General features: G+C 68.2%; 23 protein-coding genes. 4 read left to right on the top strand and 19 right to left on the bottom strand.

Annotated elements, in window-relative coordinates; genetic code table 11:
* Positions 1-1,602, bottom strand: a 1,602-nt coding sequence (locus ACS5NL_RS22185) for an excinuclease ABC subunit UvrA (RefSeq protein WP_500684337.1), incomplete at its 3' end; no start/stop codon positions are given.
* A 141-nt stretch (positions 1,603-1,743) separates the two neighbouring features.
* On the opposite strand from ACS5NL_RS22185, the gene ACS5NL_RS22190 reads away from it, so the two are divergent.
* Positions 1,744-2,877 (top strand): ABC transporter substrate-binding protein, encoded by a 1,134-nt coding sequence (locus ACS5NL_RS22190; RefSeq protein WP_439356181.1) that lies wholly within the window; start codon positions 1,744-1,746, stop codon positions 2,875-2,877.
* Between the two features lie 126 nt (positions 2,878-3,003).
* Here the strand turns inward: ACS5NL_RS22190 and ACS5NL_RS22195 are convergent, their stop codons facing one another.
* The 7 genes from ACS5NL_RS22195 to ACS5NL_RS22225 all read right to left on the bottom strand — a co-directional run bounded on the left by ACS5NL_RS22195 (position 3,004) and on the right by ACS5NL_RS22225 (position 9,293).
* Positions 3,004-4,455 carry a DUF1501 domain-containing protein gene (locus tag ACS5NL_RS22195; RefSeq protein WP_439356182.1) on the bottom strand — a complete coding sequence of 484 codons (1,452 nt, stop codon included), beginning with the start codon at positions 4,453-4,455 and terminating at the stop codon, positions 3,004-3,006.
* Between the two features lie 9 nt (positions 4,456-4,464).
* Positions 4,465-6,384 (bottom strand): DUF1800 domain-containing protein, encoded by a 1,920-nt coding sequence (locus tag ACS5NL_RS22200; protein ID WP_439356183.1) that lies wholly within the window; start codon positions 6,382-6,384, stop codon positions 4,465-4,467.
* A 143-nt stretch (positions 6,385-6,527) separates the two neighbouring features.
* Positions 6,528-6,965 (bottom strand): universal stress protein, encoded by a 438-nt coding sequence (locus tag ACS5NL_RS22205; RefSeq protein ID WP_439356184.1) that lies wholly within the window; start codon positions 6,963-6,965, stop codon positions 6,528-6,530.
* Between the two features lie 112 nt (positions 6,966-7,077).
* Positions 7,078-7,764 (bottom strand): 2-hydroxychromene-2-carboxylate isomerase, encoded by a 687-nt coding sequence (locus ACS5NL_RS22210; protein WP_439356202.1) that lies wholly within the window; start codon positions 7,762-7,764, stop codon positions 7,078-7,080.
* Positions 7,765-7,794: 30 nt separating this feature from the next.
* Positions 7,795-8,073, bottom strand: coding sequence for a DUF1289 domain-containing protein (locus tag ACS5NL_RS22215; RefSeq protein ID WP_439356185.1), 279 nt, complete (start codon positions 8,071-8,073; stop codon positions 7,795-7,797).
* Between the two features lie 4 nt (positions 8,074-8,077).
* Positions 8,078-8,599, bottom strand: a complete 522-nt coding sequence (locus ACS5NL_RS22220; RefSeq protein ID WP_439356186.1) for a YbaK/EbsC family protein — start codon at positions 8,597-8,599, stop codon at positions 8,078-8,080.
* Positions 8,600-8,648: 49 nt separating this feature from the next.
* The gene (locus tag ACS5NL_RS22225; protein ID WP_439356187.1) at positions 8,649-9,293 is read right to left on the bottom strand and encodes a LysE family transporter; all 645 of its coding nucleotides are present in this window, start codon (positions 9,291-9,293) and stop codon (positions 8,649-8,651) included.
* A 207-nt stretch (positions 9,294-9,500) separates the two neighbouring features.
* Here ACS5NL_RS22225 and ACS5NL_RS22230 point away from each other — a divergent pair, with 207 nt between their 5' ends.
* Positions 9,501-9,803 carry a BON domain-containing protein gene (locus ACS5NL_RS22230; RefSeq protein ID WP_439356188.1) on the top strand — a complete coding sequence of 101 codons (303 nt, stop codon included), beginning with the start codon at positions 9,501-9,503 and terminating at the stop codon, positions 9,801-9,803.
* A 16-nt stretch (positions 9,804-9,819) separates the two neighbouring features.
* On the opposite strand, the gene ACS5NL_RS22235 is transcribed toward ACS5NL_RS22230, so the two are convergent.
* The 10 genes from ACS5NL_RS22235 to ACS5NL_RS22280 are packed head-to-tail and all read right to left on the bottom strand — an operon-like array spanning position 9,820 to position 21,327.
* Complete coding sequence (locus ACS5NL_RS22235; protein ID WP_439356189.1) at positions 9,820-10,731, bottom strand: hydroxymethylglutaryl-CoA lyase; 912 nt, start codon at positions 10,729-10,731, stop codon at positions 9,820-9,822.
* Positions 10,732-10,753: 22 nt separating this feature from the next.
* Positions 10,754-11,662 carry a DUF4349 domain-containing protein gene (locus ACS5NL_RS22240; protein WP_439356190.1) on the bottom strand — a complete coding sequence of 303 codons (909 nt, stop codon included), beginning with the start codon at positions 11,660-11,662 and terminating at the stop codon, positions 10,754-10,756.
* A gap of 36 nt (positions 11,663-11,698) precedes the next feature.
* Positions 11,699-12,619 (bottom strand): 2-hydroxyacid dehydrogenase, encoded by a 921-nt coding sequence (locus tag ACS5NL_RS22245; RefSeq protein WP_439356191.1) that lies wholly within the window; start codon positions 12,617-12,619, stop codon positions 11,699-11,701.
* 35 nt (positions 12,620-12,654) lie between these two features.
* Positions 12,655-14,679 carry an acetyl/propionyl/methylcrotonyl-CoA carboxylase subunit alpha gene (locus ACS5NL_RS22250; protein ID WP_439356192.1) on the bottom strand — a complete coding sequence of 675 codons (2,025 nt, stop codon included), beginning with the start codon at positions 14,677-14,679 and terminating at the stop codon, positions 12,655-12,657.
* A gap of 9 nt (positions 14,680-14,688) precedes the next feature.
* Positions 14,689-15,429, bottom strand: coding sequence for a DUF4126 domain-containing protein (locus tag ACS5NL_RS22255; protein WP_439356193.1), 741 nt, complete (start codon positions 15,427-15,429; stop codon positions 14,689-14,691).
* A gap of 30 nt (positions 15,430-15,459) precedes the next feature.
* A complete protein-coding gene (locus ACS5NL_RS22260) occupies positions 15,460-16,257 on the bottom strand; it encodes an enoyl-CoA hydratase/isomerase family protein (protein WP_439356194.1) in 798 nt (265 codons plus the stop codon).
* The gene (locus ACS5NL_RS22265) at positions 16,254-16,763 is read right to left on the bottom strand and encodes a DinB family protein (RefSeq protein ID WP_439356195.1); all 510 of its coding nucleotides are present in this window, start codon (positions 16,761-16,763) and stop codon (positions 16,254-16,256) included. The genes ACS5NL_RS22260 and ACS5NL_RS22265 overlap by 4 nt, the downstream gene beginning before the upstream one ends.
* Positions 16,764-16,770: 7 nt before the next feature.
* Positions 16,771-17,967 carry a dienelactone hydrolase family protein gene (locus ACS5NL_RS22270; RefSeq protein WP_439356196.1) on the bottom strand — a complete coding sequence of 399 codons (1,197 nt, stop codon included), beginning with the start codon at positions 17,965-17,967 and terminating at the stop codon, positions 16,771-16,773.
* Between the two features lie 8 nt (positions 17,968-17,975).
* A complete protein-coding gene (locus ACS5NL_RS22275; RefSeq protein WP_439356197.1) occupies positions 17,976-19,598 on the bottom strand; it encodes a carboxyl transferase domain-containing protein in 1,623 nt (540 codons plus the stop codon).
* 13 nt (positions 19,599-19,611) lie between these two features.
* A complete protein-coding gene (locus ACS5NL_RS22280) occupies positions 19,612-21,327 on the bottom strand; it encodes an AMP-binding protein (protein WP_439356198.1) in 1,716 nt (571 codons plus the stop codon).
* A gap of 114 nt (positions 21,328-21,441) precedes the next feature.
* On the opposite strand from ACS5NL_RS22280, the gene ACS5NL_RS22285 reads away from it, so the two are divergent.
* Together ACS5NL_RS22285 and ACS5NL_RS22290 are read left to right on the top strand one after the other, a co-directional pair.
* Positions 21,442-22,494: an AraC family transcriptional regulator gene (locus ACS5NL_RS22285; RefSeq protein ID WP_439356199.1), complete on the top strand. Its 1,053-nt coding sequence runs from the start codon at positions 21,442-21,444 to the stop codon at positions 22,492-22,494.
* A gap of 57 nt (positions 22,495-22,551) precedes the next feature.
* Complete coding sequence (locus ACS5NL_RS22290) at positions 22,552-23,046, top strand: DUF1499 domain-containing protein (protein ID WP_439356200.1); 495 nt, start codon at positions 22,552-22,554, stop codon at positions 23,044-23,046.
* Between the two features lie 5 nt (positions 23,047-23,051).
* Here ACS5NL_RS22290 and ACS5NL_RS22295 read toward each other — a convergent pair whose 3' ends face one another.
* Entirely contained in the window at positions 23,052-23,774 is a 723-nt protein-coding gene (locus tag ACS5NL_RS22295) for a hypothetical protein (RefSeq protein ID WP_439356201.1), read from the bottom strand.
* Positions 23,775-24,248: the final 474 nt, after the last annotated feature.

The raw sequence follows: 24,248 nt of genomic DNA on the forward strand, positions 1-24,248 counted from the left end.
GGGGCGGGCGGAGTGCCCGGGGAAGGAATCGGAGCGTGCGACTGACGCCCCCGGGCGCTCCGCCCGCCCCGCAGCCTCGCCAGCGAGCGAAACAGACAGGTCCTCAAAAAACCGCCGCAGATCCGACAGAGGCATCAGCATCAGATCGTGCAAACAGAGACCAGGCAAGGCCTCCAGCTGCGCACGCGACCACTTCACCCCCCGAGGCAGATACCGCTTCGTAGCAGGCAACACCGCATCCGCCTGCACCTTCGATCCGATGCGCCACAACAGACTGTCGCCCTTCAACCGAGCCCCCGCACACACCGGACACTCCGTGTAGCTGCGGTACTTCGACAGCAGCACCCGGATGTGCATCTTGTAGGCCTTGCTCTCCAGATACTCGAAGAACCGCGCCACCCCATACCACTGCTTGCCCCACTGCCCGTCCTTGTAAGTCGGCGTGCCGCCGATCACCCACTGCCGCTGCTCGGGCGTCAGCTTGCTCCAGGGCGTGTCGCGCGGAATGCCCGCGCTCTCCGCGTGGCGCATCAGGTCGTCCTGGCACTCCTTCCACGCCGGCGTCTGGAACACCTTGATCGCGCCGTTGCGCAGCGTGAGCTTTTCGTCGGGAATCACCAGCCCGTAGTCCACCCCGATCACACGCCCGAAGCCGCGACAGCTCTCGCAGGCGCCCACGGCCGAGTTGAAGGAGAAGGCCGACGGCGTCGGATCGGTGTAGCGGATGTCGCTCTCGGGGCAATGCAGCCCGGTGCTGAAACGCCAGATGTCGGGCTCGCCCTCTTCCTTGAGCGCGTAGACCATCAGCTTGCCGGCGCCGCGCTTGAGTCCGACCTCGATCGCCTCCATCACCCGCACCGGTTCCGCGTTCGACAGGCGGAACCGGTCGGCCACCACGTCGAGCAGCTTCACCGCCTCGATCACCGGCTTGGCCTTCTTGCCCTTGGCGGGCGCTTCCTCTTTCGCCTCGCGCTGCACGATGCGCTCGGCCTGCACCCGCGTGTAGCCGCTGGCCGAGAGCCACTGTTCGATTTCTTCGGGTGTGGTGCTGGCCGGCAGTTCGACCGGGAAAGTGACGACAAGGCGCGGATCACCTTGTGCGGCAGAACGCCGTTGCAGCTCCGCATAGATCGACTCCGGCGAGTCGTGGCGCACCGGCAATGCGGTCTCGCGGTCAAACAGATGGGCGCCGCGTGCGAACAGCAGCTTCAGGTGGTCGTTCAGCTCGGTCATCGTGCCGACCGTCGAGCGCGAGCTGCGCACCGGATTGGTCTGGTCGATGGCGATCGCGGGTGGCACGCCCTCCACCTTGTCGACCGCCGGCTTGTCCATGCGGTCCAGGAACTGGCGTGCATAGGCGCTGAAGGTTTCGACGTAGCGCCGCTGGCCCTCGGCGAACAGGGTGTCGAACACCAGGCTCGACTTGCCCGAGCCGCTGGGGCCGGTCACCACCGTCAGTTCGCCGGTGCGGATGTCCAGATCGATGTTCTTGAGGTTGTGCTGGCGGGCGCCGCGGATGCGGATTGTGCCGGTGCCGGGAGCTTCCGCGGGCGCCTCGGAGGGAGAAACGGGTTCGTCGGCGGGGCGGAGATCGTCGGACATGCAGGCCTTCCTGGGTGGGAGGCAAACATTCTAGGAGGCCGGCCGTCGGTCTGCCGGCGCCCTACGTCATTTCCACAAGTGACGCGGTGTCCGGGCCGGGGCAGACTGGAAACACGTTGGAGACACGAGAAAGAACACACCATGCAGACAGCCGCTTCCCACTCATCCGCACTGCGTCGCGCCCTGGCCGGCCTGATCCTCGGCAGCTCCCTGGCACTCCCCGCCTGGTCCCAGATCCTGGTCGGTCAGACCGCCGGCATCACCGGGGCGGTGGCCTCCAGCGTCAAGGAGGCCACCGACGGCGCCAAGCTGTGGTTTGACGCGGTGAATGCCAAGGGCGGGGTCAACGGGCAGAAGATCGAGTTGCGCCAGCTCGACGACCAGTTCGACCCCAAGATCGCGGTCGAGAACGCGAAGAAACTGATCGACCAGGGCGTCGTGTCCCTGTTCCTGACGCGCGGCACGCCACACAACCAAGCCATCATGCCGCTGCTGGCCGAGCACAAGATTCCCCTGGTCGGCCCGTCGACCGGCGCGATGGTGCTGCACGAACCGGTCAACCCCTGGGTGTTCAATGTGCGCGCGCCGTACCAGCGTGAGGCCGAACGCGCCATCCGTCACTTGAGCCTGATCGGCATCGAGCGCATCGCCATCGTGCAGGTGGACGACACCTTCGGTGCCGACGCGGTGGTCGGTGCGCTCAAGGGCTTTGCCGCCGTGGGCCGGCAGCCGGTGGCGCACCTGAAGTACGACCGCGCCAAGCCCGACTTCGCCCCGCTCATGCCCACCCTGAAACAGGCCAACCCGCAGGCTGTGCTCTACATCGGCTCCGGCACGGCCGTGGTGGATGGCATGAAGGCGCTGCGGGCTTCCGGCTCGCGGGCCCAGCTGGTGACCCTGTCCAACAACGCATCCGCCGGGTTCATCAAGGGACTGGGCGACATCGCGCGCGGCACCATCGTCGCGCAGGTGCTGCCCTACGAACGCTCGATGTCCGCGCCCATCGTCAAGGAAGCGCTCGCACTGGCCAGCGCCAAGGGCCAGGAGGGTGTGACGCCCGCCATGCTGGAGGGCTTTGTCAGTGCCAAGGTGCTGGTCGAGGGACTGCGCCGAGCCGGCAAGGACCCGACCCGGGAGAAGCTGCGCGCGGCCCTCGAAGGCATCGGCAAGCTCGATCTGGGCGGCCTCGATCTGAGCTACACCCCGACCGACCACTCCGGTCTGGATTTCGCCGACCTGTCCATCATCGACGCCGACGGCAAGTTCCGGAGATGAGGAAGGAGCCCCCACGCTCCGCCGCTGCGCGGGTCGCTGCCCCCCCAGGGGGCTGGGCCTGCCTTGGGGCGGCCCGGCGGCTGGCCCGGCAACCCCCACGCGCCGCCGCTGGTCGAAAAGGAATGCTCAGGCCAGGAAGCCGAGGTTCTTGACGCTGAAATTCGCGAGGTTGGGCAGGATGGTGGCCAGCTGTGGGTCGCTGGCGCCGAACCAGCGCAGCAGGGTCGCGGCGTACTGGTCGACGCTGGTGCTGGGCAGCCAGCGCCCCTGCAGCTCCCAGGATTCCTGGCCGACGTCGCTGGGCCCGCCGAGCACCAGATCGGGGTAGGTGCCGTAGACCGTCCCGCCGTTGACCGCGCCGCCCATCACCAGGTGGTGGTTGCCCCAGGCGTGGTCGGTGCCCGAACTGCTGTTGGGCGCGAAGGTCCGGCCGAAGTCGCTCTGGGTGAAGAGGGTCACGTTGTTGGACAGTCCAATCGCCGCCATGGCGTTGTAGAAGCAGGCCATGGCGTCCGCGAGCTCCTGGAGCAACCGGGTGTGGCTGCCGGTCAGGCTGTCGGCGGCGATCTGCTCGTTGTGGGTGTCGAAGCCGCCCTGCTGGGCAAAGAACAGCTGCTTGTCGCCCTGCACCGTGGCGCGCCCCTCCACCAGCTTGGCCACCTGATAGAGCTGCTCGCCCAGATGGGAGGTGATGTTGCCGTTGGCGTCGATCAGGGGCGCGAAAGCGGTGTCGATCGCGGTCGGAGAGGTCGTGCTCGGCTCCACCTTGACGATGGCTCCCAGGCGGGCCGACATGTCAAAGGCCGTGCGCTGCTGCTGCGCATAGGCACCAAGCATCAGGTTGCTGCTGCCAAGGTTGGCGCTCTGGTACATCGCTTCAAGCGCCGCTTTGCGCGCGACCGTGGACGCTCCTGTGCCAGACAGGTTGTCCACCCCGAACGTACCGCCAGGACCGGGCAGCACCAGCGGCGTGCCCAGCGCCGACAGCCCGAAGTGGCCGTTGCCTCCCACCGAGATCACCGGGTTGACGGTGGCCATGGCGTCGGTGGCCCGGCCGCCCCAGCCCGTGCGCTCCAGCGAACGGGCACTCGACGACTCCCACTCGATCTGCTGGTCGGAATGCGAAAACAGGTTGTCCGGAATGCGTTGGTCCGTGTCGGGCAGCGCGCGGTACTCGGCCTTGGTCAGCGGACCAAACAGCGGGCCGACGTTGACCACCGGCGCGATCTTCTGGGCCGTGCAGATCGGCGCGAGCGACGCCATCGCCGGGTGCAGGCCGAGGTCCGTGCCCGTCAGGGTAACCAGGCTGCTCTTTGGCAGGGCCAGCGCCTGTCGCACGCCGGCGTACTGGTTGTAGCGCGTGGTGTCGGTGGGCACCACCATGTTCTGGCCGTCGTTGCCGCCGTAAAGGAACACGCACACCAGCGCGCGGTAGGTATTGGCCTGGGCCTGGGCCGGGTTCTGCAGCAGGGCCGACAGGGTGCCAGCGCCAAAGGCCCCGGCGACCGAGGCGCCCCCCCACTTGAGCCAGCGGCGGCGGTCCAGCATCAGCGCATCGATGGAATGAAGCGGTTTCATGGTCTTCTCTCAGCGGGTCATCTGGAACTGCGGCGAGGCGAATACCAGGAAAGCGGCTTGCTTGACCCGGTTCGTGCGGCCACTGGCGGTACTTGAAGAATAGGCATTGACCGCGTTGATCACCGCCGTGCGCGACGCAGTGGGCAGCGGCTCGCCCAGCGCCAGCAGCGACAGCCGGTCCACCAGCGTCGCGGCATTGGTGGCGTCGGCGGTGAAGGCGGTCAGGTCGACCTTGGTGCCCACCGCATTGGGGACGTCAGAGCCAGGGTTCGAACCGTCCCAGAACACCAGGTAGTTGATGTAGTTGAGGCGGTTGAGCGCGGTGTTGGCGTTGTGGATGCCGAACGCCGGTCCGACCAGGGGCGGTGTGGTCCCTGCCACGGGGTAGTCGGGCGGATAGAAGTTGAACACCGACGGTGGGCGGAACACATGCTCGCGCATCTCTTCACCCCACCACCATCCCAGCGCGTCGCCGTCGGTACGGCCATTGAGCGCCCGCAGCACGGCGGTGAACAGCTGGATCGGTTCGCGCAGCCGGCCGGCGGTGTTGGTGGGCGTCGATCGCGCCTCGGTGTCGAGCAGCACCGCCGCCACTGTGGCCGCGAGGTCACCCTTCTTTCCACCGCCGAAAGTGCCGTAGCGCCCCGTATTGAACGCAGTGACCACACGCTGCACATAGGCCGGACTCGGGTTGCTGGTCACCAGTTGCTGGATCAGGTGGCGGCTCACGAACGGCGCCACGTTCTGGTGCGCCATGATGCTGTTGAGGACCGCCTGCAGCGCTGCGGGCGCCGTGTTGCCATTGCCCAGCGTCACACCCGACAGCAGTGTGCGGGGCTGGGTGTTGTGCATGCTGGCCGTCTTCACCACCATGTTGCCGTCATAGAACTGGCAGTTGGCGCCGGAGGGATAGCAGCCCCAGGGCGTGGCGCCGCCGGCCGGATAGGTCCAGCCGGTCAGTGCAAAGGCGTATTCGCGCACCCGTTCGTTGTCGTAGGTGGGCGTGCAGGTGCCGCCCTGCAGCGACCCGTCCGTGTTGAGCAGGCAGGTGCCCAGCGAGAACAGCTGCAGCAGCTCGCGGGCGAAGTTCTCGTTGGGTGCGTTCTTGTCGTTGTTGACGTGGTCCAGGTAGTCGCCCATCACCGGCGAGAGGATCACGTTCTCCAGCACATCGCGGTAGTTGCCGAACGCGTTGTCCAGCAGCATGTTGTTGTAGTTGCGCAGGCCGTAGGTACCGCTGACCTCGTAGTTGGAGATCACCAGCATCTGCTGCAGGGCCAGGCCCACGCGCAGGCGCAGCTGGTCCGGGCTGTGCACCGCGTTGCGGTAGAAGTCCCACACCAGCGGTGTCGACGATGACCAGTCGCGCCAGCAGTTGCTGCCCTTGTCCGCACAGAAATCGCCGGTCGTGTCCTTGTGCACGGCGTTGGTGCCGCCGCTGGTATAGCGCGACTTGGGCAGCGCCACCGTGGTCACCACGTCGGCCGCGCCGGGCACGCGCTTGACGGCCTGGCGCTGCAGGTTCATCTGCTCGGCGATCCACAGCGCCGGTCCCTGTTGGCGGATCTGTGCGATCAGTGCTTCGTTCGGACCGAAGGTCGCCTGGTTGGCCAGGCGCACGGCGTCGAGCTGCGTGGTGCCTGCCTTGGGCTCCGCACCGATGTCGATGCCGATCTTGTTGAGCGCGCCATCGATGGCGCCCACCAGACCCGACCACAGGGAGCTGGATTCGCCATCCGCGCCGTCCTGTGCACCACTCCCCGCCGCCGCCGAGCGCGATGACAGGCCGCCGGATGACGACGTGCTGTCGCCGCCACCACCGCCGCAGGCCGCCAGCGTGGCCACCAGGGCCAGCGCGAGCAGGCGACAGATCAGCACACGGGAAGCGCCGGAGCGCCCCTTCCTGAAGTGGGGTGATGTCGGATCCATGGGGCGCGAATGTACGTCGCGCTGTCGGTTCGGTGCCCCACTGTTGTTACACAACAGCAGCCTGTTACAGGTGGCAACAACCTGACCGGGAACTTCCTCCGATCACACTGCCGTTGGGGCGGCGATGTCTGCCGCCCAGCCGGTCAGCCCTTGACGATCAGCACCGGCAGCTTGGTGTGCGTCAGCACCTTCTGGGCCACGCTTCCCAGCACCAGCGCCGACACGCCCTGGCGGCCGTGCGAGGCCATGACGATCAGGTCGCAGCCTTCGGCGTTGGCGGTTTCGATCACGCCTTCGTAGACCACGTTGCGTTCGATGGTGTCGCCGGCGTAGGGCACGCCCGCGGCGGTGCAGACCTTGCCCAGCGCATCCAGCGCCTGGCCGGCCACGCTGCGCGACTCGGCCAGATAGGCCTGCAGGCCGGCGGCCGATGCATCGCCGATGCCGATGTAGGGAAAGGGATCGATCACATACACGCCAATCACTTCCGCGCCATGGCTTTTGGCCATCTGGGCAGCGGTGTGGGCGGCATTGAGCGACAGCTCGGAGCCGTCGGTGGGAACGAGGATCTTCTTGAACATGTTGGTTCTCCTTTTGGGTGAGCGCTTTGCCGGTCGTCGTCGGCACCGGGGCGGCGCCGTATCGACCTGCCTGAATCTTATGCCGGGGCGTGCGGGGCCATCCTGCGCGAGATCAAGAAGCCTTCGGGTCCCTGCGCTGCACGCCCACCGGCAAGGTCTTCACCGAGTCCCAGGCCGCACCCGCAAACCAGGCCGCGCCATCCAGGCTCTCGCGCAGCATCGGCAGCGCGTCCAGGCCCCAGAACACCCGTCCGCCCGCGACCATCGACGGCACGCCAAACAAACCCAGCGCCAGCGCCTCGTCGGTGTTGCGGCGCAGCCGGGCCTTGACCTCGTCGCCGTCGGGCGCGAGCCAGGATTTCTCGCGCTCGCGCATGTGATCCTGCAAGCGCTCCTGCAGCGCCGCCAGCCGCGCCGGCTCCAGGGGATCGCCTCCGCCGTGCCAGACGTGGTGGAACAGCGCTTCGGTCACGTAGCGGTTGGTCTGGCCGGGCGCGTCGGCGGTCGAGGTCGCCAGACCCAGGCGCAGCAGCGCCAGCGGATTGAACGGATGCGCCGCCGGCAGGTCCAGCCGCACGCTTTGGTGCTGTGCCAGCCAGAGCACCTGCCGGTAGGTCCAGTCGCGCTTGGACGGGATCTCGGCCGGCCCCAGCTGGCCGTGGGCCTTGAGCAGCGCGGCAAACAGCACCGGCTTGTAGCGCACCACCACGCTCAGCCCCTGCAGCGCCTGCGGCAAGCGCTCGAAGGCGAGGTGGGCATACGGAGAAATCGGGTCGTAGAAGAAATCGATTTCGTGCAGCGTGCTGGACATGCGACCTCCGCGGAAACCTCAGAACTTGCCGATCTGGACCTGGTGGTCTTCGATGCGGTCCCAGACCATCAGCCGCTGCGCGTCGTCCATGCGGCTCCAGCCGGCAATCTCTTCGACCGTGCGGTAGCAGCCCTTGCACTGCTTGGTCTCGGCGTCCATCTGACACACCGAGATGCAGGGCGAGGGCACGTCCTTGTCGGCCGGGTGGCGCGCACGCGCGTCTTCGAGGTTGTTGAAGACCTTGGGACGTGGCGGCGGAGTCGTCTCGCGGCGGCCGAACAGTTTCTTGAAGATCATGAATTCAGACAGAAGGAGGAACGGTGACGTCGTGCACCGGGGCACCGGTCAGGCGCCGGAGATCGTCGGGGCTCAGGCGAAACACGCCGTGCGGATGGCCGGCCGCGGCCCAGATCACATCGAAGCGGAACAGCTGCTCGTCGATCAGCGTCACCGGGGCCGAGGCGTGCGCCAGCGGCGACACGCCACCAATCGAAAAGCCGGTCTTTTCTTTCACGAAGTCGGCGTCGGCGCGGCCCAGCTTGCCGCCTTCGGCGCAGACGATGGCCTGCACCTTTTTCTCGTCGACGCGCAGGTCGCCCGAAGTGACCACGAGCACGGCGACGTCGTCGGTCTTGCGGCGGAAGATGATGCTCTTGGCGATCTGACCCAGTGCCACGCCCAGCGCGTCGGCGGCCTGCTGCGCGGTGCGCGCGGCGTCGTCGAGCATGACGGGCGTGTGCGGGTGTCCCAGACCGGCGAGCGCGGCGGTCACGCGCGCCACGCCGGGCGGCAGATCGACAGTGTTCGGGGCGGCTTCACTCATGGGCCGCAATGGTACCGACCCTGGCTGACAGACGCCGCCCGGAGGGGCTTCAGGCGCCGCGGCGCACCAGCAGCAGGCTGGTGCCCATCAGCATCAGCACGCCGCCGAACACGCGGTTCTGCGCCCGGCGCGCCTTCGGCGTGGCGAGCCAGCGCTGCGCGCGCGAAGCCAGGAAGGCGTAGCCGTGCATGACGATCAGGTCGACGCCGACCGAGGTCATGAGCAGGATCAGCAGTTGCAGCCACAGCGGCTTCAGCGGGTCGATGAACTGCGGCAGCACCGCCACCATGAACACGATGCCCTTGGGGTTGGTGACGTTGGTCATGAAGCCGGTCAGCACGCGCTCGCGCACGGTCGGCAGGCCGGCGTGCTTCACCAGCGCATCCCCGGCGGCGGGCGCCTTCGCGTCGACCGGCGCGCGCCACTGTTTCACACCCAGGTACAGCAGATACGCCGCGCCCACCACCTTCACCACCGTGAACGCAGCGGCCGAGGCCAGCAACAGCGCGCCGACCCCGACGCCCGCGATCAGCAGGATCACCGACAGCCCCAGCTGCAGACCGACGATGGTCACGCTGGTCTGGCGCACGCCATAGGCCAGGCCGTGGCTCATCGACAGCACCGCGCCCGAGCCCGGCGAAACCGCGATGACCCAGGAGGCGGCAAAAAAAGCGAGCCAGACATTCCATTCCATGGTGAACCCAACGCAATACAAACGATCCAAGGGGGCCTGCGCCGGTGGCAGACCCGGTATGTAAAGCCGCCTTTACCAGACGGCCGCAGGACTTTACCGCGGCTTCAGGGTTGGCCCACTTGCGGAGCGCACCATGACCCCACCCGACAGCCGGCCTCCGCACCGACCCGACGGCAACCCCTCCCCATCCTCATCAGGAGCACTGCCATGAAGACCTACCTCTCCATCCTCGCCATCACCGCCGCCGCCTTCACCGTCCAGGTCCAGGCCGCCGACACCGACCCGCTGGCCACCGCCGCGCAGTCGGCGCTGACGGCCCAGCTCGGCGCCAAGGCCAAGGACCTGACGGTCACCGTCGCGCAAGGCGTGGCCGAACTGCACGGTTTCGCGCAGCAACCGCGCGACGTCGAACTGGCCCGCTACGTGGTCAGCCAGGTGCCTGGCGTGACCACCGCCCACAGCGCGGGCGTGCACACCTGGACCACCACCAACAGCGACACCGACCGCTGATCCCGGCAGCGGCCGCTCAGGCGCTGGCGCGTTTGGCCAGCAGCGCGCGCGCCACGCGCGAGCCGCTGGGCCGGCCGAGCTGGTCGCTGATGTACTGGCCGGCGTCGACCAGCCTGTCCAGGTCGATGCCGGTCTCGATGCCCATGCCGTGCAGCAGGAAGACCACGTCTTCCGTCGCCACATTGCCGGTCGCGCCCTTGGCGTAGGGGCAGCCCCCCAGGCCCGACACCGACGACTGGAAATTCCACACCCCCATCTGCAGCGCGGTCAGCGTGTTCGACAGCGCCTGACCGTAGGTGTCGTGGAAGTGGCCCGACACCTGGTCGATGCCGAAGTGCCTGAGCGTCGCCTCGAACGCGGCCTGCACCTTGCGCGGCGTGCCCACGCCGATGGTGTCGGCCACGTCGACGCGCTCCACGCCGATGCCCTTCATCAGACCCGCGAGGTAGTCGACGCGCGCGGGCGCGATGTCGCCCTCGTAGGGGCAACCCACGGTGCAGCTCATCGCACCGCGCACCGCGATGCCGGCCGCCCTGGCCGCCGCGACCACGGGCGCGAAGCGCTCGATGCTCTCGGCGATCGAGCAGTTGATGTTCTTCTGGCTGAAGGCCTCGCTGGCCGCGCCAAACACCACGATCTCGTCGGGCCGATCCAGCACCGCCGACTCGAAGCCCTTGAGGTTGGGCGTCAGCACCGAGTGGCGCACGCCCGGCGCGCGGGTGATGCCGCCCATGACCTCGTGGTTGTCCGCCATCTGCGGCACCCATTTCGGGCTCACATAGGACGTGACCTCGATCTCGGTCAGGCCCGCGGCCTGCAGGCGGTGGACCAGCTCGATCTTGACCGCCGCCGGCACCGGCTGCTTCTCGTTCTGCAGGCCGTCGCGCGGGCCGACGTCGATGAGCTGGACGCGGGAAGGAATGGACATGGGCTTTTTTCTCTCGGACGGTTCAGGGGTTGGCGGCTTTGCGTGAACGGCGCAGCCAGCGCCAGGCCCGCAACAGCAGCCAGAACAGGGGCAGACCGATCACCAGCACCGGCAGCAGCGCCGCCACGGTGGTGATGATCCCGGCGACGCTGTGCGACATCACCTGGCCCGCATCGCGCAGCGCGTTGCCGATCGGGTTGGCCGCGCCGCCGTCGACCAGGCTGACTTCGGGCCGGAAGTTGACGCTGACCGCCTGGCGCGTGGTCTCCTGCATCAGCAGCTTGAGCTGGGTCGCATCGCTGTCCAGCTCGGCCTGCGTCTGCGACAGGGTGCGCTGGATCTCCAGCATCTCGGACAGCTTGCGGTTGGCGGTGTTTTCCTTGAGCAGGGCGCGCAGGCTGTCGCGGAACTCGGTGCGGTTCCTGATATGGGCCTCGACGTCGACCACCTGCGCGGTCTTGTCTTCGCTGCCGGTGTTGTGGGCCGCCACGCGACCCTGCCCTTCGACCGTGCCCAGCAGGGCTGCGAGGTCCTTGGGCGCCACGCGCATCTGCAGCTCGGCGCCGCCGGGCTGGTCGCGCAGCTCGCGCCGCAGCGACGAATTCAGCACCTCGCAATCGAGCTTGGCGCACTGCTCGCCCACCGCCTTCCAGGCCGCCTCGATGCGGTCCGCGGCCAGCACCACATCGATGTCGTGGCGCACGGCGATGTGCTTCTGCACGGCGCCACCGGCCGGCGCGGGCGCATCGGGTGCGGCCGGGGCCATCGCCATGGGCGCCGCCGCCATCTTGGCCGTCACCGCGGCATCGCCCGCCATCGCGGCCTCGCGCTGGGGTGAGACCGACTCGCCGCAGGCGGTCAGCAGCAAGGCCAGCGACAGCGCCGCAGCACCCCGCCAGCGGGGCATGGAAAGAACGGAAAAACGGATCATGTGTGGGGCTCCCTGCGGACGCGAATCGTCAGCGCCCTAGTATCCGCGCACCGGATCGACCACCCCGGCCACCGGCAGCCCCGCGTCGAGTGCGCGGATCTTGCCGGCGATCTGCGCAATGCTCTCGTCGCGCAGGGTGCGCGCCGAGGTGTGCGGCGTCACGGTGATCTTCGGGTGCGACCAGAACGCATGCCCGGCCGGCAGCGGCTCGGTGCGGAACACGTCCAGCGTCGCGCCCGCCATCTGCCCGCTCTCCAGCAGCGCCAGCAGGTCGTCTTCGACCAGGTGCGCACCGCGCGCCACATTGATCAGGTAGCCGCCCGGATTCAGCCGCCCCAGCGTGTCGCGGTTCAGGATGTCGCGCGTCTCGGGGGTGAGCGGCAGCAGGTTCACCAGCACACGGCAGTTCGACAGGAAGGTGTCGAAACCCGTCTCGCCGCTGTAGGTCACCACGCCCTCGACGGCCTTGGGCGAACGGCTCCAGCCGTGCACCGGGAACTCGAACACCCGCAACGCCTTCGCCACGCGCTCGCCCAACACCCCCAGGCCCATCACGCCGACCGGGAAGTCCTGGCGCTCGCGTGGCTTGCGGTACGACCACCTGCCCGACTTCACATCGGCTTCGTAACCATCGAACTCGCGGAAGTGGCGGATGACCGCATGGCACACGTACTCGGCCATCTGCACCGACATGCCCGCGTCGTCGAGCCGCACCACCTTCACGCCCGGCGGCAGGCGCAGCTTCAGCAGCGCGTCGACGCCGGCACCGATGTTGAACAGGCCCTGGAGCGCCTGCTGTTCATCGAGGAACTGTTGCGGCGGCGCCCAGACCACGGCGTGGTCGGCCTGCGGCGCGCCCGGTTGCCAGACCTCGACGGTGGCGCCGGGAAACGCCGCACGCAGGCCGTCCAGCCAGGGTTCGGCCTTGGTGTCGGTGCAGCAGAAGGTGATGTTCATGCGCCGAGCTTAGCCAAGCGGCCAAGACCTTGCCGTCACGCGGTGGCGGTGGCGATCTTCAGCAGCTCCGCGCCTTCGGTCACCTGGTCGCCGGGCGCGAACAGCAGTTCGGCCACGGTGCCGTCGGCCGGCGCGGCAATCGTGTGTTCCATCTTCATGGCTTCCATCACCGCCAGCGGCTGGCCCTTCTTGACCGCGTCGCCGGCCTTGACGGCGAAGCTCACCACCTTGCCCGGCATGGGCGCGGTCAGGCGCCCGCCTTCGGCCGCGGTTTCGCCCGCGTGGGCCAGCGCATCCAGCTCGGTGATCACGGTCGCACCGAGGTCGCAGAACACATGCACCAGCTCGTCGCGCTGCCAGGTCTGCACCGTCTGGCGCTGGCCGTTGAACTGCAGGTCGATCACCGTGCCGCTGTCGGCCGGCAGGGCCTTGAACGCCAGCGCCGCGCTGGTGTCGCCGACGGCCAGTTGCAGCGCGCCATCGTGCAGGTAGGTGAGCGTGGCGGTCAGCGCCTCGCCCTGGTACTCGAAGTCGAAGCGGCGCTGCGTCAGGCCAAACGGCCGCCAGCCGTCGGTGCGCGAGAACGGGTCGTTGCCCTCCCCGGCCTTTTCGTGCACCAGCGTCTGCGCCACGGCGGCCGCCACGGCCAGGTTCCGCCCCACCTTGTCCTGCTTGAACAGCACGGCGGCCTCGCGCGGGATCAGCGCGGTGTCGAGCTTCGCGGTCGAGAAGGCGTCCGAGCGCACCACGTGGCGCAGGAACTGCACGTTGGTCGCCAGGCCCACGATGCGGGTCGCGGCCAGGGCCGCCTCCATCTTCGCCAGCGCCTCGGCGCGCGTGGCGCCGTGCACGATCAGCTTGGCGACCATCGAGTCGTAGAAGGGGCTGATCGCGTCGCCTTCGCGCACGCCGTCGTCGAAGCGCACACCGCCGCGTTCGAAGGCCACGTGCGCCGGCTTGCGGTACACGTCCAGGCGACCGGTCGCGGGCAGGAACTGGTTGTCGGGGTTCTCGGCGCAGATGCGGGCCTCGATCGCGTGGCCGTGGATCTTCAGTTCGTCCTGCTGCAGCGGCAGCTTCTCGCCGGCCGCTACGCGCAGCTGCCACTCGACCAGGTCGAGGCCGGTGATGGCTTCGGTCACCGGGTGCTCGACCTGCAGGCGCGTGTTCATCTCCATGAAATAGAAGCGCATCTGCTCGGGATGTTCGTAGCCGCCTGGCTGCTCGACGATGAACTCCACCGTGCCCGCGCCGACGTAGTTCACCGCCTTGGCCGCCGACACCGCCGCCTCGCCCATCAGCGTGCGCAGGTCGGGCGTCATGCCCGGCGCCGGCGCTTCTTCCAGCACCTTCTGGTGGCGCCGCTGCACCGAGCAGTCGCGCTCGAACAGGTAGACGCAGTTGCCGTGCGTGTCGCCGAACACCTGGATCTCGATGTGGCGCGGGCGCTGCACGTATTTCTCGATCAGCACCGCGTCGCTGCCGAAGCTGTTGCGCGCCTCGCGCTGGCAACTCGCCAGCGCCGCCGCGAAGTCCTCGGCCCTGTCGACCGCGCGCATGCCCTTGCCGCCGCCGCCCGCGCTGGCCTTGATCAGCACCGGGTAACCGATGCGGTCGGCTTCGCGCTGCAGCAGCGCCGGGTCCTGGTCTTCGCCGTGGTAACCGGGCACCAGCGGCACGCCGGCGCTTTCCATCAGGCGCTTCGATTCGGCCTTCAGGCCCATGGCCTGGATCGCCGACGAGGGCGGGCCGATGAAGACCAGACCGGCCTTGGCGCAGGCGTCGGCGAAGGCCTCGTTCTCGCTCAGGAAGCCGTAGCCGGGGTGGATCGCCTGCGCGCCCGTGGCCTTGGCGGCCTCGATGATGCGCTCCCACTGCAGGTAGCTCTCCTTGGGCGCGCTGCCGCCGATGTGCACCGCCTCGTCGCAGGCCGCCACATGTTTGGCGCTGGCGTCGGCGTCGGAGTACACGGCCACGGTGCGCACGCCCAGGCGGCGGGCGGAAGCGGCGACGCGGCAGGCGATTTCACCGCGGTTGGCGATCAGGATCTTGGAGAACATAGCGGTTTCCTAGGCAGGGGCAGAGTCGGGAGCAAACAGGGCACGCAGACGGCGGAACGCCGCGCGCAGGAACTTGAACAGCATCCAGGTGACGATCCACATCAGCACCAGGACGATCGCCAGCAACACGCCGAACACCAGCGGGTGGTTGGTCGCCAGCCAGACGGTGCCGACCACCAGCCCGTCTTCGACCAGGCTCATGGCGATGTTGGAAAACGGTTCGGGCGAGGTGTTGATCGCCGCGCGCGTGGTGGTCTTGGCGGCCTGGCTGCTGGCGGCCAGTGTGCCGCCCATCAGCGCGGCCACCACGGCCATGGTCGCGTTGTCGGCGCCGAACACACCGGCCGCGAGCGCCGCGCCGGCCGGAATGCGGACCACGCTGTTGACGATGTCCCACAGCGAATCGAGCCCCGGAATCTTGTCGGCGAAGAACTCGACGAACAGCAGCGATCCGCTGACCGCGAGCACCGCCGGGTGCTGCAGCATTTGCAGCCCCTCGGGCAGCGGAATCCAGCCCGCCAGACCGGCCGAGCCGACAAGGAAGACCACGGCGTAGAGCCGGAACCCGCTGGCCCAGCCGAGCGCGGCGGCCAGCGCGAGCAGGCTGGTCATGTCCAGGTGGCTGGCGGCCGCGCCCACGCCCTCGGCCACCTTGCCGCCGATCTGCGTGCCGGCCTCGACGGCCTGCTGTCCGGCCTGGGCACCGAAGCCCTTGAGCCACTCGACGAATGTTGTCCAGATCGCGTCCATGCCTTGTCCTCCTGAAGGGAAAAGACCAGATTACCCCGCCAGCCAGGCGGGTTTGCGCTTCTGCAGAAACGAAGCCACACCTTCGCGACCTTCGTCACTCGCGCGTATGTCGGCGATGCTGTCGACCGTCGCCGCAACCAGCGCCGCGTCGATCTCGCGCTCCGCCACGTCCTGCACCAGCCTCTTGCAGGCCTTCACTGCCGCCGGGCTGGCGTTCACCAGCGCCTGCGCCAGCTCGTTGACCTTGGCTTCGAGCACCTCGGCGTCCACGAGTTCGTGCACGAAGCCGATGCGGTGCGCCTCGTCGGCAGAAAACCGCTCGGCCGTGAGGAAATACCGGTGCGCGGCGCGCGCGCCCATGGCGCGGATCACGTAGGGGCTGATGGTCGCCGGGATCAGGCCCAGCTTCACCTCCGACAGGCAGTAGGCCGCCGTGCGCACGCTGACCGCGATGTCGCAGGCCGCGACCAGCCCCATGCCGCCGGCGTACACATCGCCCTGCACCGCCGCGATGGTCGGCTTGGGGCAGGCGTAGATGGCTTGGAGCATCGCGGCGAGCTGGCCGGCGTCGGCAAGATTTTCGGCGCGCGTGTAGTCGGCCATGCGGCGCATCCAGTTCAGGTCGGCGCCGGCGCAAAAGGCCGGCCCCTGCGCCGCCAGCACCACGGCGCGTACGTCGGCGCGCTGGCCCACGTCCTCGAACGCCGCCTTGAGCTGCTGGATCACCTCGTTGTTGAAGGCGTTGCGCACTTCGGGGCGGATGAGCGTGATGCGGGCGACTCGGTCCTGCACCGCAACGGTCAGCGCAGCGTTCGGGGTGGTGGTCATGCCTTGGACTCCTCTTGCAGCAGGTACACCATGTCCAGCTCCGGGCAGGGGTGGCCGAGCGCGGTCAGCGCGGCCGTGACCTGGCCGCGGTGGTGCGTGCCGTGGTTGAACACATGGGCCAGCGTGGCCGCGAACGGCAGACGCATCGCCTGGCCGCGCATGTTGGTGTAGCTCAGCTCGCCCTCGAAACGCTCCGCAGGCCAGGACTCGATCAGCGGCAGCCAGTTGGCGGCACCGCCCTTGAGCGCCTGGCCCAGGCGGTCGCGGTCGGGCTCGACCTCGTCGTTGAGAGCGAGCTTGGGCGACACGCCCTTGGCAAAGCGCGGGTACCAGAGCATGTGCTCGCCCACCAGCAGGTGGTTGAGCGTGCCGTGGATGCTCTTGAAGAACAGGCCCGTGTCCTTGCGGTAGTCCGCCTCGGGCACGGCGGCCACGGCGTCGACCAGGCGGCGCGTGGCCCAGACGTTGTAGCGGGCCAGCTGGGCGAAATGGGTGTGGGGATTCATGGCGGTTTCAGCGGTTGGTCCAGACCACATCGTTGTCGAGCGCGTAGAACCGGCAGGGCGCACCGTAGCGCTCGCAGGTGGTCAGCGCCTTCGCGGCGGCCCAGTCGCCCGTGGCCCAGCCCATCGCGCCGCGGCTGCTGAGCGCAAAGGCCTTCGGCGGTCGGGCCTGCACGTACCGGCGGTAGTGGTCGTTCTTGACCGCCTGGCTGAGCATGGGCACCCGGTTGAGGTCGTTGATCGCGGCATAGCCGCTGGCGGGCGGGCGGGGCGGCAAGCCCGGCCGGCGGAAACCCAGTTCGTTGAGAAACGCCTCGGCCTGCGGAATCCAGCGGTCGCGGTTTTCGTTGATGCCGAAATGCCCTTCCTTGCCGGACGGCGGGTACATGTGGAATTCGCCCCGTCCACCGCCCCGGTTCCAGGCGCGGAACCACTCGTGCGGATGCTCTGCCCCCCAGAACTGGTCGTTCTCCCAGTACAGCCAGAGCGTGGGCACCTCGGCCCGGGCCGCCAGCTGTTCCCAGTGCGCCGCCAGTTGCTCCGGGCGGCAGGGCCGGCGCGGAATGCGCACCGGGTCGCCGCCGATGCCGCCGGACAGGTTGATCACGCCGACCAGGCCTTCGGGCGCGCGGGCGGCCGTCGCCAGGCTGCCCAGGCCACCGGCCGATCCGCCCATCACGACCCAGCGCGAGGTGTCGACGTACGGCAACTGGCGCGCATGCGCAACCGTGGCCAGCGCCTGTTCGGCCATGGCCTCGTGCATGGGCTCCAGGCGGCGGTCCTTGCACTCGCCCGCGAACTCGGGGTCGAAGCCGCCGAAAGTGTCGGCATAACCCACGCGCGTCGGCGCCATCACCACAAAGCCCTTGCGCACCAGCCAGCGCGCCATCGTCTCCGGGCGCGAGCGCCCCTGCGCCGGGCGGAAGTCGCGGGTCGCGCGGCCGTGGTTGAACACCACCAGCGGGAACGGCCCCTCGCCCGCGGGCCGGTAGACGGTCACGGGGATCTGCCTGGTCTCCGCCCGGCCGCTGAGGTCTTTCACGGTCACCGCGATCCACTGCAGTTCTTCGCGCAGGTCGGCCGCCAGCGGGGGCTCATTGGCCACACTCCAGCGCGCGGTCGAGGGCGCCGGCACCTCGGCGTGCAGCGCCAGCGCAGGCAGCCCGGCCACCACCAGACACAGAACAAGACTCGCCAGTCGCTTCATGGGGCAGGTCACATCCGGAACAGGCCGAATTTCGTCTCCGGGATCGGCGCATTCAGCGACGCGCTCAGCCCCAGCGCCAGCACGCGCCGCGTGTCGGCCGGGTCGATCACGCCATCGTCCCACAGGCGGGCCGTCGCGTAGTACGGGTGGCCCTGCACCTCGTACTGTTCCTTGATGGGGGCCTTGAAGGCCGCCTCTTCTTCCGCGCTCCAGCTGCCGCCCTTGGACTCGACGCCGTCGCGCTTGACGGTGGCCAGCACGCTCGCGGCCTGCTCACCACCCATCACGCTGATGCGCGCGTTCGGCCACATCCACAGGAAGCGGGGCGAGTAGGCGCGGCCGCACATGCCGTAGTTGCCGGCGCCGAAGCTGCCGCCGATGATGACGGTGAACTTGGGCACCGCAGCGGTGGCCACGGCCGTCACCATCTTGGCGCCGTTGCGGGCGATGCCTTCGTTCTCGTACTTGCGGCCGACCATGAAGCCGGTGATGTTCTGCAGGAAGACCAGTGGCGTCTTGCGCTGGCAGCACAGCTCGATGAAGTGCGCGCCCTTGAGCGCCGACTCGGAAAACAGGATGCCGTTGTTGGCGATGATGCCGACCGGCATGCCCTCGATGCGCGCGAAGCCGCAGACCAGCGTGGTGCCGAAGCGCGACTTGAACTCGTCGAAGTCCGAACCATCGACGATGCGGGCGATGATTTCGCGCACGTCAAACGGCTTGCGCGTGTCGGTCGGGATCACGCCGTACAGCTCCTCGGCCGGGTACTTCGGCGCCACCGGGTCGATGGTCGTGATCGGCGGGACCTTGCGGGCGTTGAGGTTCTTCACCGCCTGGCGCGCCAGCGCGATGGCGTGCAAGTCGTTCTGCGCCAGGTGGTCGGCCACGCCACTCAGGCGCGTGTGCACGTCGCCGCCGCCCAGGTCTTCGGCGCTCACCACCTCGCCCGTGGCGGCCTTCACCAGCGGCGGGCCGCCCAGGAAGATGGTGCCCTGGTTCTTGACGATGATGGTCTCGTCGCTCATGGCCGGCACGTAGGCGCCACCCGCCGTGCACGAGCCCATGACCACCGCGATCTGCGCGATGCCCTGGGCGCTCATGTTGGCCTGGTTGAAGAAGATGCGGCCGAAGTGGTCGCGGTCGGGGAAGACCTCGTCCTGGTTCGGCAGGTTGGCGCCGCCCGAGTCCACCAGGTAGATGCAGGGCAGCTGGTTCTGCTGCGCCACTTCCTGCGCGCGCAGGTGCTTCTTGACGGTCAGCGGGTAGTAGGTGCCGCCCTTCACCGTCGCGTCGTTGCAGACGATCATGCAGTCCACGCCGCTGACCCGGCCGATGCCGGCGATGACACCGGCGCAGGGCGCGCTGTCGCTGCCGTCGCGGTCCGGGTACATGCCCATCGCGGCCAGCGGGCTCAGCTCCAGGAAGGGCGTGCCCGGGTCCAGCAGCATCTGCACCCGGTCGCGCGGCAGCAGCTTGCCGCGCGCGGTGTGCTTGGCGCGCGCCGCGTCGCCGCCGCCGAGCGTGGCCTTCTGGATCTGCGCCTTCAGGTCGTCGACCACGGCGCGCATGGCGGTGGCGTTGGCCTGGAAGTCGGCGGAGCGGGCGTTGAGTTTGGTGTCGAGTGCGGGCATGTGGTTCTCTCGGTCAGGCGGTCTTCGCTTCGGCCAGCCCCAGCTGGTCCTTCATGGCTTCGCGGATTTTGAACTTCTGGATCTTGCCGGTCACCGTCATCGGGAAGGCCTCGACGAAGCGGATGTAGCGCGGCACCTTGTAGTGCGCGATCTGGCCCTTGCAGAAGGCGCGCACGGTGTCTTCGTCCAGCGTCTGGCCGGGCTTGACGATGACCCAGGCGCACAGCTCTTCGCCGTACTTCTGATCGGGCAGGCCGACGACCTGCACGTCCTGCACCTGGGGCATGCGGTAGAGGAATTCTTCGATCTCACGCGGGTAGATGTTTTCGCCGCCGCGGATCACCATGTCCTTGATGCGGCCGACGATGTTGACGTAGCCCTCGGCGTCCATGGTGGCGAGGTCGCCGGTGTGCATCCAGCCGTCGGCGTCGATGGCTTCGCGCGTCTTCGCGTCGTCGCCCCAGTAGCCGTGCATCACCGAATAGCCCTTGGTACAGAACTCGCCGCTTTCGCCGCGCGGCACGGTGGCGCCGGTCTCGGGGTTCACGATCTTCACTTGCAGGTGAGGCTGCACCAGGCCCACGGTCGACACGCGCTTGTCCAGCGGCGTGTCGGTGCTGCTCTGGCAGCTCACCGGGCTGGTCTCGGTCATGCCGTAGGCGATCGTCACCTCGCCCATGTGCATGTCGGCCTGCACCCGCTTCATCACCTCCACCGGGCAGGGCGAGCCGGCCATGATGCCGGTGCGCAGCGTGTGCAGGTCGAACTCGCGGAAGCGCGGGTGGTCCAGCTCGGCGATGAACATGGTCGGCACGCCGTGCAGACCGGTGCAGCGCTCGGCCTGCACCGCCTGCAGCACCGCCAGCGGGTCGAAGGCGTCGGCCGGGTAGACGATGGTGCTGCCGTGCGTGAAGCAGGCCAGATTGCCCAGCACCATGCCGAAGCAGTGGTACAGCGGCACGGGGATGCACAGCCGGTCCTCGGGCGTGAGCTTCATGCACTCGCCGATGAAGAAGCCGTTGTTCAGGATGTTGCGGTGGGTCAGCGTGGCGCCCTTGGGGAAGCCCGTGGTGCCGCTGGTGAACTGGATGTTGATCGGATCGTTGGGCGAGAGGCCGGCCGCCGCCTGCGCCACGCGCGGGTCGCCGGTCTGGCCCGACGCCAGCAGCGCGGAGAAACGTTGCATGCCCGCCTGCTCGGCGCCCTCGCCCGCCACGTCGATCCAGGCCACGGCGCGCAACTCGGGCAGGCGCGCCGCCTTCAGCGCACCAGGCACGGCCGTCGCCAGCTCGGGCGCCAGCTCGCGCAACATGCCCAGGTAATCGCTGGTCTTGAACGTCGCCATCGACACCAGCGCCTTGCAGCCGACCTTGTTGAGCGCGTACTCCAGCTCGGCCGTGCGGTAGGCCGGGTTGATGTTGACCAGCACCAGGCCGACCTTGGCGGTCGCCAGCTGCATCAGCACCCACTCCACGTTGTTGTGGGACCAGATGCCGATGCGGGCGCCCGGCTGCAGGCCCAGGCCCAGCAGCGCGCTCGCCAGCCGGTCGACCTCGGCCGCCAGTGCGGCATAGCTGTAGCGCCGCCCCTGGTGCACGCTCACCAGCGCCTCGCGCTGCGGCTGGCGCGCGGCCATCGCGTCGAAGAAAGCGCCGATCGTCTGCTCGATCAGCGGCACATCGGTGCGGCCAGCGGCCTGGCTCAGCGCCAGGCTGGTTGCATCGTCCATGGGTTTGTCTCCTCTGGCGTCAGGGCGGAATCCGGGCCCCAGCATAGCCCGGTCGCCCGGTTTCGGGGCTGGCAGGCAGGTCACAAATCGTGCCATCCGTGGCAGACTCTGCTCATGCCCCGCCGCAGCCCCGCCCCCGCCGCTTCCCGCCCGCTCGTGGCCGCCACGCCGATGGCGTTTGTCAAGGCGATCGTGCATGCCATGGAGCAGCGAGGCCTGTCGCCCACGGCAGCGCTCGAAGCCGCACAAATCGCGCCAAGCGACGTCGAGCGCGAGGATCGGCGCATCACCGCGCTGCAGATGGAGTGGCTGTCGGCCGCTGCGATGCAGGCGCTGGACGACGAAGGCCTGGGCTGGTTCAACCGCCCCCTTCCCTGGGGCAGCTACGGCCTGCTGGCCCGCGCCTCGCTCTCGGCCCCCACGCTGGGCGTCGCGCTCAAGCGCTGGTGCCGCCACCACGGCCTGCTCACGCGCGACATCACCCTCGCCGTGGTCACGCAAGGCGACGAGGCCCGCATCATCCTCACCGAACACCGCCCGCCCGGCGGCCCGGACGGCGGCGATCCGCTGCGCGAGTTCTGTTTCGTCTCGGTGCTGCGCAACATCCACGGCCTGGCCTGCTGGTTGGTCGACTCGCGCATTCCGCTGCTCGGCGCGAGCTTCCCGTTCGCCGCGCCACCGCACGCCGACGCCTACCGCGTGCTGTTCGACGGCCCGACCCGCTTCGGGGCCGACGAAACCTCGATCCGCTTCGACGCGCGCTACCTCGCCCTGCCGATCAAGCGCGACGAGGCCGCGATGAACCAGATGCTGCAGCGCGCGCTGCCAATCCAGGTGCGCCCCTACCGCCGCGACCGCCTGCTGGTGCAGCGCGTGCGGCAGGTCCTGAGCAACCAGCCGCAGGACGCCCACAACGCGGACGACCTCGCCGCCCTGCTGCACATCTCGGCCCGCACCCTGCACCGGCAGCTGAAAGAAGAAGGCGCCACGCTGCAGGCGCTGAAAGACGAGGTGCGCCGCGAGCGCGCGATGTCGCTGCTGCAACGCACCACCAAACCCATCAAGCAGATCGCCGAAGCCGCGGGTTTTCAGAACGAGAAGAGCTTCATCCGCGCGTTCCGCGGCTGGACGGGACTGGCGCCGGGGGAATGGCGCGAACGCGGCTGACCCGCAACCGCCCACGGCGCGCCACAATGGGCCCAATCAACCCCCAGGAGGCTCCCGATGGCATTCATCAAGTGGATCGTGTTCGCGCTGCTGGCGCTGGCCATCGCCACCGTGCTGGCCGGACAACTGGGCTTCCTGGGCGGGCGCATGCCCGACGACCTCGGCGTCAAGGACGGCCGCCTCAAGCCGCCGTCGGCCACCGAAAACAGCGTCAGCAGCCAGGCCGGGCTCTACCCCGACCACCCGATGCGCGGCTACGCCGAGATCGCGCCGCTGGCCCTGAGCGGCAACGGCCCCGCCACCATCGCCAAGGCCTCGAAGCTGCTGCAGGCGATGCCGGGCGTGAAGATCATCCAGGACAACGGCGACGGCTACCTGTACGCCCAGTGCACCACGCGCTGGATGAAGTTCGTCGACGACCTCGAACTCTGGTACGACCCGGCGCACAAGGTGGTGCAGGTGCGCTCGGCCTCGCGCGTGGGGCGCAAGGACTTCGGGGTCAACCGGCAGCGGGTGGAGACGTTGCGGGCGGGGTTGGGGAAGGTGGGGTGAGCGATTTAGCCCCGAGGCCCGGTGTCGGCAGAGGGCATCTTAGGAGACCTACCGTCAATCGGTCCTTCAAAAAGCCCCAGTCTCCCGATCAGATCCAGCATCACGCCGTCGATTTGAACGCGAACCACATCGCGAACAGCCCCGTCCACACGCGGCATCAACACTGGCCCCTTTTCAAGGGCCACAAAAGGCAGACGCTGAAAACTCTCTGAAGAAACCAGATGGACTTCTTCCGGGTGAGACGGATTCAGAAGCCTCGCATTCAGCCGCACATACGTTGCAGACGCCGCATCCAGGCCGAGCCAGGTGTGCTGGCGAAGTCCGATGCCACTGACAAAGGGCGGTCGGTTGAACACCTGGTCAGGACCGTACCCCGGGGAAATGACCAGAACGACCTCCTTCGACGCGTCGATCAACTGGGCCAGGTTCACTTGGGCACCAGGCAAGAGGACAAGGGCACGCGCGCTACGTCCACTTTGGCGCAGCGCCGCCACTGTACGCTCTTCGATCCAATGCCGGATCGTCCAATCCGGGCTCGAATGAACCGCTGACTCGTTGTTCAACGGAGTCGTCCCCACCCACGACAACGGCAACTCGTTGGGAACGTTCACCACCACCACGACAGCCTTGTCGCCCACTTGCGACCGGACCCGGACTGGATCCACGGTGACACATCCCGCTAGCAACGTCACTAAGGCGACGCACAAAATCCAAAGACGCCTGTTCATCGACTCCCATCCTCCAGCAATTTGGCTCCGGGCAGTCTAACGCGGCTGATCCGTTGTACGGCGCCGACTAGCCAATCAGCACGTCGCTGAAGCAACGAACTGGCAGCCGAGAACCGGGATGAACGAGGTCTGCTGAAGGCAGGTTTCGACCCTTTGCGGTCATGCAAGGACCCCAAGTGAAGCGGTCACTGGGTGGATGTGGATGCCGGGTTTCGTGGTTTACTTATACCTGTATACAGATCAGGCCTCCGCGTCCAACCCTTTGATCTGATTGAATTTTTCGGAGATTGGTGTGACCAGAATATCCCGCACCGTCCAGCTTATCCCGCAGTTTCGGCGGGATACATTGCGTTAGGGATGGTGTTCAAAACCCCCGGTCAAGCCCGAATGGCATGAGCGAGGCACGACAGGAACAATGGCGTGATGACCCAACGAGAACTTGGCCTGAATCTGAGTACGCGGCGCACGCGCAAA

Origin of the sequence: Hydrogenophaga sedimenti (assembly GCF_051857515.1) — a bacterium.
Classification (GTDB): Bacteria; Pseudomonadota; Gammaproteobacteria; order Burkholderiales; family Burkholderiaceae_C; genus Hydrogenophaga.

Excerpts from the sequence above, each read along its gene's own strand:
- ACS5NL_RS22190 (WP_439356181.1), top strand. The coding sequence starts at position 1,744 with ATGCAGACAGCCGCTTCCCACTCATCCGCACTGCGTCGCGCCCTGGCC.
- ACS5NL_RS22195 (WP_439356182.1), bottom strand. The coding sequence starts at position 4,455 with ATGAAACCGCTTCATTCCATCGATGCGCTGATGCTGGACCGCCGCCGC.
- ACS5NL_RS22200 (WP_439356183.1), bottom strand. The coding sequence starts at position 6,384 with ATGGATCCGACATCACCCCACTTCAGGAAGGGGCGCTCCGGCGCTTCC.
- ACS5NL_RS22205 (WP_439356184.1), bottom strand. The coding sequence starts at position 6,965 with ATGTTCAAGAAGATCCTCGTTCCCACCGACGGCTCCGAGCTGTCGCTC.
- ACS5NL_RS22215 (WP_439356185.1), bottom strand. The coding sequence starts at position 8,073 with ATGATCTTCAAGAAACTGTTCGGCCGCCGCGAGACGACTCCGCCGCCA.
- ACS5NL_RS22220 (WP_439356186.1), bottom strand. The coding sequence starts at position 8,599 with ATGAGTGAAGCCGCCCCGAACACTGTCGATCTGCCGCCCGGCGTGGCG.
- ACS5NL_RS22225 (WP_439356187.1), bottom strand. The coding sequence starts at position 9,293 with ATGGAATGGAATGTCTGGCTCGCTTTTTTTGCCGCCTCCTGGGTCATC.
- ACS5NL_RS22230 (WP_439356188.1), top strand. The coding sequence starts at position 9,501 with ATGAAGACCTACCTCTCCATCCTCGCCATCACCGCCGCCGCCTTCACC.
- ACS5NL_RS22235 (WP_439356189.1), bottom strand. The coding sequence starts at position 10,731 with ATGTCCATTCCTTCCCGCGTCCAGCTCATCGACGTCGGCCCGCGCGAC.
- ACS5NL_RS22240 (WP_439356190.1), bottom strand. The coding sequence starts at position 11,662 with ATGATCCGTTTTTCCGTTCTTTCCATGCCCCGCTGGCGGGGTGCTGCG.
- ACS5NL_RS22245 (WP_439356191.1), bottom strand. The coding sequence starts at position 12,619 with ATGAACATCACCTTCTGCTGCACCGACACCAAGGCCGAACCCTGGCTG.
- ACS5NL_RS22250 (WP_439356192.1), bottom strand. The coding sequence starts at position 14,679 with ATGTTCTCCAAGATCCTGATCGCCAACCGCGGTGAAATCGCCTGCCGC.
- ACS5NL_RS22255 (WP_439356193.1), bottom strand. The coding sequence starts at position 15,429 with ATGGACGCGATCTGGACAACATTCGTCGAGTGGCTCAAGGGCTTCGGT.
- ACS5NL_RS22260 (WP_439356194.1), bottom strand. The coding sequence starts at position 16,257 with ATGACCACCACCCCGAACGCTGCGCTGACCGTTGCGGTGCAGGACCGA.
- ACS5NL_RS22265 (WP_439356195.1), bottom strand. The coding sequence starts at position 16,763 with ATGAATCCCCACACCCATTTCGCCCAGCTGGCCCGCTACAACGTCTGG.
- ACS5NL_RS22270 (WP_439356196.1), bottom strand. The coding sequence starts at position 17,967 with ATGAAGCGACTGGCGAGTCTTGTTCTGTGTCTGGTGGTGGCCGGGCTG.
- ACS5NL_RS22275 (WP_439356197.1), bottom strand. The coding sequence starts at position 19,598 with ATGCCCGCACTCGACACCAAACTCAACGCCCGCTCCGCCGACTTCCAG.
- ACS5NL_RS22280 (WP_439356198.1), bottom strand. The coding sequence starts at position 21,327 with ATGGACGATGCAACCAGCCTGGCGCTGAGCCAGGCCGCTGGCCGCACC.
- ACS5NL_RS22285 (WP_439356199.1), top strand. The coding sequence starts at position 21,442 with ATGCCCCGCCGCAGCCCCGCCCCCGCCGCTTCCCGCCCGCTCGTGGCC.
- ACS5NL_RS22290 (WP_439356200.1), top strand. The coding sequence starts at position 22,552 with ATGGCATTCATCAAGTGGATCGTGTTCGCGCTGCTGGCGCTGGCCATC.
- ACS5NL_RS22295 (WP_439356201.1), bottom strand. The coding sequence starts at position 23,774 with ATGAACAGGCGTCTTTGGATTTTGTGCGTCGCCTTAGTGACGTTGCTA.